This is a genomic window from Brachybacterium hainanense, from assembly GCF_042434575.1.
In the GTDB taxonomy this organism is placed as follows: Bacteria; Actinomycetota; Actinomycetes; order Actinomycetales; family Dermabacteraceae; genus Brachybacterium; species Brachybacterium hainanense.
In genome coordinates, this window is sequence record NZ_JBHLSV010000002.1 from 270465 (window position 1) to 284425 (window position 13961).

Consider the following 13961-nt stretch of genomic DNA (forward strand, 5'->3'; position numbering starts at 1 on the left):
CATTTTCTTCGAGTGTATGGTCCGCCCGCTGACATCGCAGGCGGTCGGGTCCATTCCCCGGCCCTAGAGTGGAGCCATGCCCCGAAGCTCCGTCCCTGCCGCCTCCCTGCCCGACGCCCGCCCGGACGAGGAGGTCCTCGCCGAGGTCGGCACTCTGTTCGAGACCGCGGTGGCGGACCATCGCACCTCGGGCGTGAGCTGGGCGATCATCGGCGGTCACACGCATCGGGAGGCGGTGCTCGCCCATGGCGCCGCCGGCGCCGCGCACCTCGAGGCCGGGGCGCCCGCTCCCGGCAGCGCCCCGATGGCCCGCGACTCCATCTCCCGCATCGCCTCCATGACGAAGTCCTTCACCGCTGCGGTCGTCCTCGCGCTGCGCGACGAGGGCCGGCTCCGCCTGGACGACGAGGTCGCCCAGCACGTGCCCGAGGCGGCAGGTCTGCTGCGCGGCACGCAGGACCCCCTGCTGGCCGATGCTCCGGCGCTCACGATCCGGCACCTGCTGACGATGAGCGCCGGCATGGTCACCGACAACCCGTGGGGGGACCGGCAGGAGGCGATGACCCGCGAGGACTTCGCGCACCTGCTCGCGGACGGCCTCGGCTTCGTGCACCGGCCCGGTACGGGGTTCGAGTACTCCAACACCTCGTACGCCCTGCTGGGGCGGGTGATCGACGAGCTCGAGGACGCCCCGTACCAGCAGGTCATCCGCGAGCGCTTCCTGACTCCGCTCGGGATGGCCGCCACGGCCTTCGACCGGGCGGAGCTGCCGGCCGATCGCATCGCCACCGGCCACCGCCTCGCCGACCGGGACGATGCGACCCGATTCGAGGCCGAGCCCTTCGACTCCCCCGGCGTGTACGGCGCGATGGCGGGGCTGTTCTCGAGCGTCGACGACGTCGCCGCCTGGGTGCGCTTCCTCGCCGCCGCCGATGCGCCCGCCACCGCCCCTGCCGTCGGCGACGGCCCGATGCTGGCGGCCGCCTCGCGCCGCGAGATGCAGCAGGCGCACCGGCTGCAGACGACCCCGCCCCTCCCCGCCGGACCCGACGGCATCTCCCCCGGCTTCGACCGCGTCCGCGCCTACGGGATGGGCCTCGTCGTCGAGCGCTTCGCCGACCTGGGCGAGATCATCTCCCATTCCGGCGGGTATCCGGGCTTCGGCTCCTTCATGGCCTGGCACCGGCCCAGCGGGGTCGGGATCGTCGCACTCGCGAACTCCAAGTACGCCCCGGCCGTGCCGCTGTCGATGCAGGCGCTGCGGATCCTCGCCGCCGAGGCCCCGGCGCTGTTCGCCTCCCCCGCCCTGCAGGCCGATGCACGCACCGTCCAGGCCGGGGCCGCGATGCTCGCCTGGCTCACGACCGAGGACGACGCCCACGCCGATGCCTGGTTCGCGGACACCATGGATCCGGACCAGGGCCGCGAGGAGCGCCTGCGCCGCCGCGATGCCGCTCTCGCCGCCGCAGGGCTCGGGATCGGAGACCTCGCCGGCCTGGACGGGACGCAGGCGAGCGTCGTCTCCCGTGCGCATCTGCGCTGGACCCTGGCCGCGGGCGAGCATGCCGCGGACGGGGTCACCGGCCTGCGCATCGACCTCGAGATGGACCCGCGGCGAGCCGCGCTCGTGCAGGCGCTGACCTGCACGCCCGTGCGCGGCTGAGGCGTCGGGGCCGGGCCCGCTCCCCGCGTGGTCGACTCCTGGGGCCGTGGCACGGCGCCGGCGCTCCCGCCGGGCCCGCGGCCGGTGCGGTCAGCCGGCGGCCGGCTCGAGGACGCCGGCGGAGCCCTCGGCCCCGCCCGGCATCCGCACGCTGCTGAGGCTCGCCGCGACGGGAGCGGAGGAGCTGTCCGGCTCCGGCATCGCGCTCGTGCTGAAGCTCCTGACCAGGATGATCGCGACCACGGTGCCGAGCACCGCGGCCGCGAGGGCGCCGATCACGATCGCGGCGAGCATCATGGTCCGGCCTCCCCCGCCCTGCTCCCCGGTGCGGCCGGTCGTCCCGGTGCTGCCGGTCCCGCCCGTGCCAGGGCTCGTCGGGTAGCCCTGGCCCCCGGCGGCCCACTGCGGGCCGGTGCGCGGGGACGAGGCGGATCCGGGCTGCTGAGGGCTCGCCGACTGCGGCCCCGACCCCGGCCCGGGATGCCAGCCCGTCCCGGGGGTGGAGGCATGCTGCGGGGAGGCCGCCTGGCCTCCCGCCCCCGTCGGCGCAGGAGATCCCGCGCCTGCGGAGTGCGGGACGTGCGTGGCCATGCCGTAGGCCTGCTGCACCTGGCCCTCGCGGATCGCCTCGAGCGCTCCGGTCGCCGCATGCGCGGTGCGGGGGGCGCGGTCGCGGCCGGGGGCATCGGCCGGGAGCGGCGAGAGGGTGTCCACGAACTCGAGCGGGGCGCCGTCGGCGAAGGTGAGCGGGTAGCCGGGAGGGACGCGCGGCAGATCGCGGCGCACCGCCTCCGCGTCCTGGTAGCGCTGATCGGGCTGCGCCGCAAGGAGTCGGCGGATCACGGCGGCGAGCTTCGGGCTCACCCCGCGCAGATGCGCGTCGAGCTCCTCACGGCGGAAGGCGCCGTCACGCAGCTTGATCGGCCCGGCGAGGGCGACCAGCGCCACGACGCCGGCCGCGTAGAGGTCGTGGGAGGGCGCGGGCTCCGCCATGGAGAACAGCTCCGGCGCCATGTATCCGGGGGTGCCGTTGACCATGCCGACGTGGGTGAAGCGGACATCGGAGTCGTGCACGGCGATGCCGAAGTCGGCGAGCCGGGAATGCGGCCGCTGCGCGCCGAGCGGCTCGAACATGATGTTCGCCGGCTTCACGTCCCGATGGATCCAGCCGTGGGAATGGACATGGGCGAGGCCATCCAGCAGCTGGTCGAGGATGACGACGACCGCCGGCTCCGCGAGCGGGCCGCGCCGCTTCACGACCCCCTCGAGCGTTCCCCCGCTCACCAGCGGCATCGCGATGACGACGTGCTCGTCCTCCGCGCCCCACCCGTAGGGGGTCAGCAGATGCGGGTGATCGAAGCTGACGCCCTTCTCGCGCACGAAGCGCATGAGGTCCGCCGAATCGCGCTGGCGCAGCACCTTGGCGGCGCAGTCCTGCCCGGTCTTCATGTCGTAGGCGCGCCAGACGGACCCCGAACCGCCCTTGGCGATGAGGTCGATCAGGGCGAAGCGCCCCACGATCACGTCTGCCATAGCCGCCTTCTGTCCTCGTGAACGGTGCCCCGGGCCGCCGCGCGGGAAGGCGCTGGGCACGGCCCGACCGCCCCACAGTACGATGGATGCAGGCCCCGCGCATCCGAGCCGCACCCGCCCGCACCCCGGACGGCGCATCCCGGGACGGGCCCGTGCCGATGGGAGGAGAGGTCGATGGGTGAGCTGTGGACGACCGCTCCGTCCCTGTCCCCGCTCGCCGTGGTCGTGCTCATCGCCGGCACGATCCTGCTGACCATCGGCTTCCTGATCTGGCTCGCGCTGACGCCGGACGAGCCCGCGGACACGACCCGCGAGGCGCGACGCCGCCTGTCCGAGCGGAGCCGCGCCGAGGCCGCCCGCAACCGCCGTCGGCTCGACGCGGATGCCGGACGTGCCGACCACGTCGCCGGCGACCTGTCCTGAGCAGGCTCCGACGCCGCAGCCACCATCTGGAGCGCCGATGATCCCTCTCGACCATGTCGTCGTCACCGCGGAGCTGGAGGGCCTGCGCACGCTGGCACGCCTGGACCGCCCGAAGATCGCCGTCCGCCACGAGGACCTCCCCGGCGCGTCATGCCACTGGATGCCGTCCTCGGGGCCCGGCCAGCGGGATCTGGTACGTCTGCGACCGGGCTCCCGCATCCCCCTTCCGGAGATCCTGCGCTCCCTGGTCGCCTCCCGCCGACGAGCGCGCGGGACGGGTGTGGAGCTGCGCGGTGCGGAATCGTCGTTCGTCGGTGCCGCGGATCTGATGGCGCGGATCGGAGCACGACGGAATCTCGGCCTCCCCCGCGCCCTGATGCTCCTCGATCTCGACGACCTCGACGCCGAGGCAGCACCCGTCCCGGGGATGGCCGTCGCGGTCGCCGATGACGAGGAGTCCCTGCGCGCGCTGCGCCGCGTCGTGAGCCAGGTCTTCGCGGACACCTCCGCCGAGCAGGCGGCGGACATCGACGTCGAGGCCGACTTCTACCACGCGCCCGGCGAGATGACCTATGTCGCCGTCCGCGACGCCGAGGATCGGATCATGTCGACCGGCAGCATCCTGATCTCCGGGGGCGTCGCGAGCATCTGGAGCGTCGCCACCATGCCCGAGCAGCGCGGCCGAGGCGCCGCGTCGGCAGCGACCTGGGCGGCATGCGTCGAGGCCCGTCGCCGCGGCGCGCATGCGGCGGCGCTGCGCACCGACGACGATCTCGCCTCCGACGGCGGACTCTACGCCCGCCTCGGGTTCGCCCTCGTCGGCCACGAGCAGATCTGGGACATCGACGACCTCGATGCGATCGGAGACCTGCTCGAGGCGTGACCGCGAGGTCCGGCTCCGCGGTGCCGGGGCGGCACCGCGTGTTCACCGGGTCGTGTCCGCCTGCTCATCGGTCCCTCCCGCCGCGGCCACGCCCCCGCCCTAGGGTTCCAGATCACGTCGCTGCCGTCCGGCACCGGCGCTGATGGACGGGGACCGGAGGGGTGCCGATGACGAGGGGACGGACGCTGCTGATCGCCGTCGACGCGCTGGGCGCGGAGGGAGCCCGCCATCTGAGAAGGCTGCCGGGGCCTCTCGCCTCGGCCGCATCGCTGCGCGTGCTTCCGGGCGGCCCCGCCGAGGCCGCGCCGTCGCTGGTCTGCCTGGGCACGGGGGCCTCCGTGCGCCGCACGGGAGTTCCCACGCAGCACGCCCCCGATCCGCAGGACCCGTCCGCGAGCAGGCCCTGGTACGCGCAGGCGCTGCGGGTGCCGACCCTGTTCGACGCGGCCGCGGAGGCGGGGCTGCGCACTGCGGCGCTGCAGTGGCCGGCGACGGCGGGAGCGCGCATCGATCTGTGCCTGCCGCTGGTCGAGGACCTGCACCGCTACGGGGACCGCTGGACCATGGCCCGCGAGACCAGCTCCCCCGCCATGTGGGAGCGGCATCTGGCGCCGCGACGGGCAGCCGGCGTGCATCTCTCGAGCGCGCCGCCCGATGCGCTCGTCGCGGAGATCGCCGCCGAGGCCCTGCACCGCAGCACGCGGGCGGATCCCCTGGATCTGCTCGCGGTGCGGATGACCGGATGCGCCGCGGCGCAGCATCGCGCGGGGCCCGGCTCGCCGACGGCGCAGCGCGCCCTCGCCGACCTGGCCGAGCGGTGCGGGCAGGTCCTCGACGCCTTCGCCGCCGGTCCGCAGGACCGCGTGCTGCTGGTCCCGGGCCGGCCCGGCGCGCCGGTGCGGATGCTGCTGCATCCGAACACGGCGCTGGCCGCGGCCGGCCTCCTGCACGCCGAGGATCCGCGCTCCCTCGACGGCGACGCGGTCGTGCTCCCGGACGGGCCCTGCGCGATCGTGCACGTGCGACGGGGCTCCGCGGCGAGGTCACGTGCCCTCGAGGTCCTGGCCGGCTTCGCCGAGGAGCACGGCCTGGCGCTGCGCGAGATCCTCGAGGGGCAGGGCGCGTCCGCGACGACCGATGCGGTCGCGGTGCTGACCGGGCCTCGCGGCATCCTGTTCGGCGCCTCCGCGACGCAGCGCCCCGCGATCACGGGCGAGGACCCGTACTACGCCGGGCCACGCGCGGTCGCAGATCCGGGGGCGGCGGTCGAGGTCCTGGCCTGCGGCCCGGACCTGCCCGGCGACAGCTCCGAAGGCTCCTGGGCGGATCTGGGCGCGTCGATCGCGGCGGCGATGGGGCTCGCCCTGCGCGGCGCGACGGCCCGTGGTCTGGCCCTGCCCGCAGATCGGCTCCGGGCCGGCTGAGCGCGCCCGTGCCCCCTCCCTCCGCCGGGTGGTCGCGCGGGCGCGGAGGCGCCCGCAGCACGTACTGTGCGCTCATGTCCGTCACGACCCCGACCGATGCCGCCTCCGTCCCCCGGATCAGGCCGGCCCTCGCCGCCGATGCCGCCGCCGTCGGCGCGATCCGCGCCGCCGCGATCGCGGAGTCGACGGGCCTGTGGACGGATCATCGGCCCACCCCCGCGGAATCCGCGGCCTGGGCGCAGGGGCACCGCGAGCGGGGCACCATGCTCGTCGCGGAGGATCCCGGCGGCGACGTCCTCGGCTATGCGACGATCAGCCCTCTGCGGGACTACTCCGGCTACTCCCGCACCGGCGAGGTGTCGATCTACCTCGCGCCCTCCGCGCAGGGACGGGGGATCGGGCGCCGGCTGCTCACCGCGCTCGTCGCGCTGGGCCAGGAGCAGGGATGGCATTCGCTGCAGGGCTGGATCGAGGCCGGCAACGCGGCCTCGATCGCCCTGCACGAGCGCTGCGGCTTCACCGAGGTCGCGCGCATCCCCGAGTCGGGGTTCAAGTTCGGTCGCTGGTGGGACCTGGTGATCCTCCACCGTCTGCTGTGAGAGCGGCCTCTGCGTCGGCCGTGTGCGCGAGCCAGCCGGCGTAGCTGCCGGCGAGCTCGGCGACGTCGAACCCGGCCCGGCGCAGGGCGGAGGCGACCACGGCGGCGCGCAGCCCGGACTGGCAGTGCACGAGGATCCGGCCCTCCCGCGGCAGGCGGTCGAGCTCCCAGAGCACGCGGCCGCCATGCAGCTGCACGGCCCCGGGGATGCGGCCGGCCTCGTGCTCGCCGCGGGAGCGCACGTCCAGCAGCAGAACGTGCTCCGCGGTCGCGAGCTCGGCGGGGTCCACCATCGGGGGCACCGCGGCGGGCAGGCCGTCGACGGCGGTGATGTACCCGGCGACCTCGTCGATCCCGACGCGCAGGAGGTTGTCCGCGAACTCGGCGGCCTGGGCCCCGTCCTGTGCGAGGAGCAGGATCGGCAGGTCCTCGTGATCGGGGTCGTAGACCCAGGCGGCGAAGGTGGAGCGGCTCGCGGCGGCGGGCACGTGCAGGGCGCCGGGGATCGCCCGCTCGTGCACGGCCTCGACGCCGCGGGTGTCCAGCAGCACCGCCTCGCCCCGGGCGAGCAGGGCGGCGGCCTCCGCGGGGGCGAGCGGTGCGGGCGGGGCGACGTGCCCGCGCACCGCCGGGCCCAGCCGGTTCTGGCGCTTCATGCGGGAGAAGTAGGCATGGGGCTCGGGCTGGCCGTGCAGAAGCCGGTCGACGAAGGCGTCCTCGTCGTCGGCGGCCAGCAGCGGCGCCCACCACGCGAAGCGCCGCTCATAGCCGACGGTCGTCTGGGGGACCGCTCCGGGGGCCTTCCCGCAGGCGCTGCCGGCCCCGTGGCCGGGCAGGACCTGCACCCAGTCCGGGAGCGGCACGAAGCGGTCGCGCAGGCTCGCGAACATCGCGCGCGCCGATTCCTCGCGGGTGCCCGTCCCGCCGCCGATCTCGTCGAGCAGGTCGGGGCGGCCCAGCTCGCCGGCGAACACGAAGTCGCCGGAGAGCAGGTAGCCGGGTTCATCGGCCACGGAGAGGTCCGTGACCAGGAAGGACAGATGCTCGGGCGTGTGCCCGGGAGTGTGCAGGGCGCGCACGCGCACGTCGCCGAGGTCGATCTCGTCGCCGTCATGCAGCCGCGCCGCGTCGAAGCCGTACTGCCCCTCCTCGCCGCCCTCCCCGGAGACGTGGATGCGCGCGCCGGTGGCGGCGGCGAGCTCGCGGGTCCCGGAGAGGTAGTCGGCATGGATGTGGGTCTCGGCGACGTCGGTGATCGCGAGGCCGTGGCGGGCGGCCAGGTCGAGGACGGCCCGGACGTCGCGGCGGGCGTCGACCACCAGGGCTCGCCCGCTCGCCTGCGCGCCGATCAGGTATCCCGCCTGGGCCAGGTCGGTGTCGTAGATGCGTTCCAGAAGCATGCCGGCCTCCTGTGCACGGCCCGGTCGCGGGCCCTCGCGTCCGGTCCGCGGACCGGTCCCTGATCGTCCCATGGTCACATGCCGACATGAACGGTCACGGAGCTCCCGGTGGACGGGGCGGAGCCGATGCGGGACCCGCAGGGGCCGGACCCGGCGGCGCGGATGCCGCGGCATCGCCCGGGGCGGGGGCCGGATCCGAGGCGGCGGACCTCGCGGGAGAGGTCCGGCCCCTCGGGGCCGGGAGGACGCGCACCGCGATCGTCACCCGCGGCAGGACGAGGTGGACGATCGGCCCGATCGATGCCGCGTACAGCACGGTGCCGAGGCCCACGGGACCGCCCAGCAGCCAGCCGGCCGCGAGCACGACCGCTTCGAGGGCCAGGCGCACCGGGCCGATCGGCAGCCCCCAACGATGGTGGATCCCGGTCATGAGCCCGTCCCGCGGGCCGGGACCCAGCTGGGCGCCGATGTAGACGGCGTCGCTCACCGCGTTCAGGACGATCCCGCCGATCAGCAGGCCCAGGCCGCCCGCGGGCGTGGCGGCCTCGGGGATGAGCCGCAGACCCGCGTCCGCGGCGACGCCGATCCACAGCGCGTTGGCGAGGGTTCCGAGGCCCACGTGCTGGCGCAGCGGGATCCAGGCGAGCAGGACCAGCACGCTCGTGGCGATGATGACGGTCCCGACGCTGAGGCCGCTGCGCTCGGCGAGCGCGACGTGCAGCACGTCCCAGGGGTCGGCGCCCCAGGTGGAGCGGATGATCATCGCCAGGCCCACGCCATAGCCGGTCAGCCCGGCTGCGAGGGTCAGCAGCCGCAGGGGGAGCCGGTCCACGTGCAGCTGGGAGCGCAGGGGGAGGTTCGCGAGGGACATGCTCCCAGCATGCCCGCGACTGGACCCCTATGACAGGTCCACCTGTGATGCACTGGTCCCATGACACCCGCCGCCCCCGCGCATCCGGCGCCCCTCCTGCTCGAGCAGCTGGGCCCCCGCCCCTCCGCCGCGATCACCGCCTGGCTCGCCGACCGGCTGAGCGCGCTCATCGGCGAGGGCCGCATCCCGCACGGGTCCCGGCTCCCCTCGGAGCGGGTGCTGGCCGCCCACCTGGGGCTGACGCGGGGGACCGTCGTGCGAGCCCTCGCGGTCCTCGAGGAGCGGGGCCTGCTCGTGGCCCGGCAGGGCTCCGGCCGCATCGTGCGCCTGCCGCGGGATGTTCCCCGCCCGGTCGAGTCGCTCGCCGTGCGCACCGAGCCGGCCCCGCCCGGCACGATCGACCTGCGCGCGACCGTGCTGCCGCCTCACCGGCGCACCGAGGAGGCCGCGCGCACCGCCGTCGAGGGCATCGGCCGCGATCCCGCGCGGGGCACGGCGCCCGCCCATGGCCTCCCGGAGCTGCTCGAGGCGATCTGCGGACACTACGCGCGGCGCGGCCTGCCGACCTCCCCGGAGCAGATCACCGTGACGACCGGCGCGGTCTCCGGCCTCCATCTCGCCCTGCGGGCGGTGACCGCCCCCGCGGACCGGGTGGGCCTGGAGACGCCGGGCTATCCCAACACGGCGCGGGTGGTCCGCGAGGCCGGACGGCGGATCGTGCCGCTGGACGCGATCGCCTCCGCGGCCGCGACCGCCGAGGTCCTCGCCTCCGGCGGGCTCTCCGCCGCCCTGCTCACCCCCGACTTCCACAATCCGACCGGCCGGCTGCGCGACGCGGCGGAGCGCGACCGGCTGCTCGCGGCGGCGCGGCGCGGCGGCACGGCCCTGATCGTGGACGAGACCCTCGTCGATATGAACTGGCGGCGGATCCCCCTGCCGCCGCCGATGCTGCGGCCCGGCACGGGTGAGCCCGTGCTGCTGGTCGGCTCGGCCTCGAAGTCGCTGTGGGCGGGGCTGCGGATCGGCTGGATCCGGGCGCCGCGCGAGATCACCGCCACGATCGGTCGCGTGCGGCTCGGGGTCGACCTGGGCGCCGCGATCATCGAGCAGCGGATCGCGGCCGCGCTCCTGGGCGAGGGCACCGATCCCGGGGTCCTCGCCCAGGTCGCGCAGCAGCACCGGACCCTGCGGCAGGGCCTCGCGGAGCACCTGCCGCACTGGCGGGCGCCCGAGGCCGATGGCGGCCTGTCGCTGTGGTGCACGGGCCTGCGCCAGGACTCCGCCGCGCTCGCGACACGGGCGATCCCGCTCGGGGTGGTCCTCTCCCCCGGCGGGCTGTTCTCCGCCACGCCCGCGGGCGGACGGCGCGCGGTGCGCCTGCCGTTCTCCGCCCCGGCCGATCAGCTCGCGCAGGCGCTCGCGGTCCTGGGCCGGCTGGAGGCGGACGCGACGTGAGCGATGCGCCCGGTCATGCCAGCCCGAGCCTCCGCCGCACGAACTCCACCTGGCGGCGCATCGCCCACTGAGCGGCCGGTCCCTGGATCAGGATCGGATAGTCGTGCGGGGCGCCCTCGAGCTCGTGATGGTCGACCTCGACGCCGGCCTCGACCAGGGCGGCCTGCGTCGCCCGCGCATCGCCCAGGAGCAGATCGTCCGCCCCGACCAGCAGGTGCACCGGGGCGAGGCCGGTCATGTCCCCGAAGCGGGGGCTCAGCCGCGCATCCTCGAGCCGGAAGGCACCGGCGTAGTGCCGAGCGGCACGGGCCAGCGAGGCTCGGGACAGGACCAGATCCCGGGGCTCCTGCAGCGCCTGGGAGGGGTCGGTCATCGTGAGGTCGGTCCACGGGCTGGTCAGCAGGATGCCGGCGGGGCCGCGCTCCCCCGCATCGCGCAGCCGCTGGGCGAGCGCGAGGGCGAGCCCGCCGCCCGCGCTGTCGCCGGAGAGGATCCAGCGACCATCCCGCAGGACCGTCCGATGCAGCAGCTCCTCGACCGCGGCGGCCGCGTCCTCGAGAGCGCGCGGGAAGGGGTGCCGCGGGGGCATGCGGTAGTGGACCATCGCCGCCGCGGTCCCCGAGCGACGACGCAGCTCCTCGAGCCACGCCCAGTGCGAGGGCGTCTCCCCGAGCACGTAGGCGCCGCCGTGGAGGTGCACGATCGCGGCGTCCCCGGCCCGCGCCCTGTCGATCCAGGTCACCGGGATGCTCCCGGCGGTGCGGTCGGCGCCCTGGATCCTCTCGCGGGTCACGAGGGAGCGGTCCACGACTCCGCGACCGGGGAGCGTCGGCCGCTGGGTGATCTGCAGCGCGCCGAGGAACGGGGTGTCGGGGAGAGCGAACAGCAGCCGGGCGGCGCGCCCTACGGCCGCGACCGGGGCGAGGTCCCGGGCACGGGGAGGCACCGGCAGGTCCGGGGAGGTCACGGGGGTGCGCGCGTCGCTCATGCGCACATCCTTCCATGCGCCACGCCGCCGGGGCGGGACTCCGGCGGGATGTCCGCCGGGCTCAGACCGCCAGCTCGTCGTCGACCATCCGCGGAGCCGACGCCCTCCAGGCCATCGCCCCCATCACCAGCGACAGCAGCGCCAGCACCACGAGGATGGCGCGCCATCCTCCGAGCGCCTCATGGGCGAGGCCCACCGCGAACGGCCCGATCGCCGCGAGGATGTAGCCGGTGGGCTGGACCATGCCGGACAGCCGGGCCGTCACCCGCGGATCCCGGGTCCGGGCCGGCAGCAGGGCGATCGTCGCCGGGAAGACGAAGCCGCCGATCCCCAGCAGCAGCATCCACAGCAGCGGCGCCGCCGCCGGGGCCAGCAGCAGGCCCGTGTAGCCGGCGGCGGTGAGCACGCCCATCGACAGCATGATCGGCTGCAGCTGCCGCACGCGTGCGATGATCCACGGCATCACGAGCCCGCCCAGCATGCCGCAGGCCGGGGACACGGAGGCGATGATCCCGGCCGCCGCCGGGGAGAGCCCCGCATCGGCGAGGATCAGCGGCGCCCAGCCCATCTGGATGTAGGCGTGCATCGACTGCAGGCCGAAGGTGACGGTGAGGGCGAGCGCCATCGGCGAGCGCAGCAGGCTCCCGCCGACCCGCTCCCCCGCCGGGGCGGGCTGGAAGTCATGGCCGGTGCGGCGCAGCACGAGCAGCCACACCAGCACCGGGACGACCGCGCCGAGCGCCCAGACGCCCAGCGAGAACCGCCAGCCCTCAGGGGCGGAGCCGGCCATCGGCACGGCGAGCATGCCGCCGGCGGTGCCTCCCGCGGCGAGGACGATCGAGTACAGGGTCATGAGCGCGACCGTGTGCGAGCCGCCGTGCCGCTTCACCCAGGCGGGCACGAGCACGTTGCCCAGGGCCGGTCCGGCCAGGGCCAGCATCGTCAGCAGCACGAAGAGCACGCCGCCGGTGGACAGGGGACGCAGGGCCAGGCCGACGGTCGCGGCGAGGAAGGCGAGCACGACGGTCCCGGTGAGGCCGGTGCGCTTCGCGATCGGCACCGCCAGCAGGCCGAAGACGCCGAAGCAGAGCCCCGGGAGGGCCGTGAGCAGCCCGCCGAACGTCTCCCCCTGGCCGAAGGCCGAGGTGACAGGGTCCAGGAGCGGGCCGACGGAGGCCGCGCCGGGCCGCAGCGAGAAGGACACGGTCAGGACGGCGAGAGCGGCGAGAGCGATCGACACGGGGCCCCGGGGTCCGCGGGGCCCCGTCCTCGCCGGGGCGGGAGCCGGGAGCGGGGCCTCCGGCGCCGCGACGGCGATGCGCCCCGCGGGGCCGCTGTCGGCGGCATCGGGCGCGGGGGGCTCGGGGAGGTCGGAGCCCGGCTCGTCGGCGAAGACGTCGGCCTCGACCGCGAAGGAGTCGGCGGAGACCTCCGCGCGGGATGCGCCCGCAGCGGGATCGGGGACGGGACGGGGATCGGGGCTCACCGATCCGTTCTACCCCACGGCCCGGGAGCAGGCCACATTCCGTGAGATACCACCCCGCGTCGGCCGGGAGCGCCCGTCGCCGACCGTCGGGACGCCCGACGAAGGTCGCAGCCCGGATCCGGTGCACGGGACCGGGGTACACCGCGGCGTCCGGGATGTCGGGACCGCAGGACCTGGCGGGGGCGGCCCGGCCGTCGCTACTGTCGGAGCGGAATGCTCGCCCTGCGCCGCCGCAGCCCTCCGCTCGTTCCGCGGCAGGGGGATCCTCCCGGCGAGCGGGGCAGCAGAGGGGGAAGCGATGACGGTCCAGCCGCGACAGCGCCGGAGCACCGCCGTCCGGCGCGTCCTCTCCGCCGCGCTGGTCGGCGTCGCCTGCGTCCTGTTCCTGGTCAGCCTCATGCTGATCTCGGTCGACGGCATCGCCGCCCTGCCGCTCGTGATCACGCTGAGCCTGATCTCGGTCGCGATGCTCGTGGTCGCGGGCCTGCGCATGCGACGCTGACCCGCCCCCGGCCGCCCCTTCGCAGCGGTGCCCTGGCAGTTCCTGGTTCGGCGGCGGAGCCGTCGATAGCCTCGGACCTCGAGCCCGAACCGGCTCCTCGCCCCGCACCGAAGGCCGCCGATGAACCGCCTCCTGATCCCCGCCGCCGCCCTGCTGTGGGGCCTGCAGATCTCCTTCCTCAGCCCGGCGCTCGCGCTCATCCTCACCGGCCTGTACGGGGCCAGCACGGCGGAGATCGGATGGGTCCTCGCGATCTACAACGCGAGCGGCTTCCTGTGCACGCTGATCATCCCGGCGGCCGCGGACCGGCGCCGTGACTACCTGGGGCCGATGCTGCTGTGCGCGGTCCTGACCGCCGTCCTCGCCGTCGTGCTCGCGCTCGTGACCACCCTGCCGCTCGCGGTCCTCGCGCTCGTGGTGATCGGCGGCCCGGCGGGGATCGGCAACTCGATGCTGTTCGCGCATCTGCGCCATTCCGGGGCCGCCCCCTCGGTCGTGATCAACACGCGCGCGATCGTCTCCGTCGCCTGGGTCGCGGGGCCGCCGATCGCGACCGCGCTGATCGGTCTCTGGGGCGAGATCTCCGTGCTCGTGGCGGTCGCGGTGATCGCCGCGCTGGTCGCCCTCACCACTGTCGTCATGCTCCGCGAGCGCTCCGTCCTGCGCGCCGCTGCCGCCGCGAGCGGCGAACCCGCGGGCGCCGCCGAGCCCGCCGCGCCCGCACGAGCCGAGGCC

The 13961-nt window shown here is 75.4% G+C and carries 13 protein-coding genes; 8 read left to right on the forward strand and 5 right to left on the reverse strand.

Translation table 11 applies throughout. The features are described from left to right. Positions 1-76: 76 nt before the first annotated feature. A complete protein-coding gene (locus ACFFF6_RS02725) occupies positions 77-1663 on the forward strand; it encodes a serine hydrolase domain-containing protein (RefSeq protein WP_376977992.1) in 1587 nt (528 codons plus the stop codon). Between the two features lie 90 nt (positions 1664-1753). On the opposite strand, the gene ACFFF6_RS02730 is transcribed toward ACFFF6_RS02725, so the two are convergent. Beyond that, positions 1754-3196, reverse strand: coding sequence for a serine/threonine protein kinase (locus tag ACFFF6_RS02730; RefSeq protein ID WP_376977994.1), 1443 nt, complete (start codon positions 3194-3196; stop codon positions 1754-1756). Positions 3197-3370: 174 nt separating this feature from the next. Between ACFFF6_RS02730 and ACFFF6_RS02735 the strand changes: the two genes are divergently transcribed. From ACFFF6_RS02735 to ACFFF6_RS02750, 4 genes are all read left to right on the forward strand, one after another. Continuing rightward, positions 3371-3619, forward strand: a complete 249-nt coding sequence (locus ACFFF6_RS02735; RefSeq protein ID WP_376977996.1) for a hypothetical protein — start codon at positions 3371-3373, stop codon at positions 3617-3619. A 37-nt stretch (positions 3620-3656) separates the two neighbouring features. Continuing rightward, a complete protein-coding gene (locus ACFFF6_RS02740) occupies positions 3657-4502 on the forward strand; it encodes a GNAT family N-acetyltransferase (RefSeq protein WP_376977998.1) in 846 nt (281 codons plus the stop codon). Between the two features lie 167 nt (positions 4503-4669). Continuing rightward, a complete protein-coding gene (locus ACFFF6_RS02745; protein WP_376978000.1) occupies positions 4670-5926 on the forward strand; it encodes an alkaline phosphatase family protein in 1257 nt (418 codons plus the stop codon). 74 nt (positions 5927-6000) lie between these two features. Then, on the forward strand, positions 6001-6525 hold the full coding sequence (locus ACFFF6_RS02750; protein WP_376978002.1) for a GNAT family N-acetyltransferase: 525 nt from the start codon (positions 6001-6003) through the stop codon (positions 6523-6525). Here the strand turns inward: ACFFF6_RS02750 and ACFFF6_RS02755 are convergent. Together ACFFF6_RS02755 and yczE are read right to left on the reverse strand one after the other, a co-directional pair. Then, entirely contained in the window at positions 6476-7924 is a 1449-nt protein-coding gene (locus ACFFF6_RS02755; protein WP_376978004.1) for an MBL fold metallo-hydrolase, read from the reverse strand. The genes ACFFF6_RS02750 and ACFFF6_RS02755 overlap by 50 nt on opposite strands. 94 nt (positions 7925-8018) lie before the next feature. Beyond that, positions 8019-8795 (reverse strand): membrane protein YczE, encoded by a 777-nt coding sequence (yczE, locus tag ACFFF6_RS02760; RefSeq protein ID WP_376978006.1) that lies wholly within the window; start codon positions 8793-8795, stop codon positions 8019-8021. 60 nt (positions 8796-8855) lie between these two features. On the opposite strand from yczE, the gene ACFFF6_RS02765 reads away from it, so the two are divergent. After that, the gene (locus tag ACFFF6_RS02765) at positions 8856-10250 is read left to right on the forward strand and encodes an aminotransferase-like domain-containing protein (protein ID WP_376978007.1); all 1395 of its coding nucleotides are present in this window, start codon (positions 8856-8858) and stop codon (positions 10248-10250) included. A 13-nt stretch (positions 10251-10263) separates the two neighbouring features. Here the strand turns inward: ACFFF6_RS02765 and ACFFF6_RS02770 are convergent, their stop codons facing one another. Together ACFFF6_RS02770 and ACFFF6_RS02775 are read right to left on the reverse strand one after the other, a co-directional pair. Beyond that, positions 10264-11238: an alpha/beta hydrolase fold domain-containing protein gene (locus ACFFF6_RS02770; protein WP_376978008.1), complete on the reverse strand. Its 975-nt coding sequence runs from the start codon at positions 11236-11238 to the stop codon at positions 10264-10266. 61 nt (positions 11239-11299) lie between these two features. Continuing rightward, positions 11300-12724, reverse strand: a complete 1425-nt coding sequence (locus tag ACFFF6_RS02775; protein WP_376978009.1) for an MFS transporter — start codon at positions 12722-12724, stop codon at positions 11300-11302. 298 nt (positions 12725-13022) lie between these two features. Between ACFFF6_RS02775 and ACFFF6_RS02780 the strand changes: the two genes are divergently transcribed. Continuing rightward, positions 13023-13226 (forward strand): hypothetical protein, encoded by a 204-nt coding sequence (locus ACFFF6_RS02780; RefSeq protein WP_376978011.1) that lies wholly within the window; start codon positions 13023-13025, stop codon positions 13224-13226. 120 nt (positions 13227-13346) lie between these two features. Further along, positions 13347-13961 (forward strand): MFS transporter (locus ACFFF6_RS02785; RefSeq protein ID WP_512700203.1); only part of this gene is annotated, 615 nt, incomplete at its 3' end.

What these genes read in the sequence shown, in the direction of transcription:
- ACFFF6_RS02725 (WP_376977992.1), top strand. Translation starts at nt 77, where the DNA reads ATGCCCCGAAGCTCCGTCCCTGCCGCCTCCCTGCCCGACGCCCGCCCG.
- ACFFF6_RS02730 (WP_376977994.1), bottom strand. Translation starts at nt 3,196, where the DNA reads ATGGCAGACGTGATCGTGGGGCGCTTCGCCCTGATCGACCTCATCGCC.
- ACFFF6_RS02735 (WP_376977996.1), top strand. Translation starts at nt 3,371, where the DNA reads ATGGGTGAGCTGTGGACGACCGCTCCGTCCCTGTCCCCGCTCGCCGTG.
- ACFFF6_RS02740 (WP_376977998.1), top strand. Translation starts at nt 3,657, where the DNA reads ATGATCCCTCTCGACCATGTCGTCGTCACCGCGGAGCTGGAGGGCCTG.
- ACFFF6_RS02745 (WP_376978000.1), top strand. Translation starts at nt 4,670, where the DNA reads ATGACGAGGGGACGGACGCTGCTGATCGCCGTCGACGCGCTGGGCGCG.
- ACFFF6_RS02750 (WP_376978002.1), top strand. Translation starts at nt 6,001, where the DNA reads ATGTCCGTCACGACCCCGACCGATGCCGCCTCCGTCCCCCGGATCAGG.
- ACFFF6_RS02755 (WP_376978004.1), bottom strand. Translation starts at nt 7,924, where the DNA reads ATGCTTCTGGAACGCATCTACGACACCGACCTGGCCCAGGCGGGATAC.
- yczE (WP_376978006.1), bottom strand. Translation starts at nt 8,795, where the DNA reads ATGTCCCTCGCGAACCTCCCCCTGCGCTCCCAGCTGCACGTGGACCGG.
- ACFFF6_RS02765 (WP_376978007.1), top strand. Translation starts at nt 8,856, where the DNA reads ATGACACCCGCCGCCCCCGCGCATCCGGCGCCCCTCCTGCTCGAGCAG.
- ACFFF6_RS02770 (WP_376978008.1), bottom strand. Translation starts at nt 11,238, where the DNA reads ATGAGCGACGCGCGCACCCCCGTGACCTCCCCGGACCTGCCGGTGCCT.
- ACFFF6_RS02780 (WP_376978011.1), top strand. Translation starts at nt 13,023, where the DNA reads ATGACGGTCCAGCCGCGACAGCGCCGGAGCACCGCCGTCCGGCGCGTC.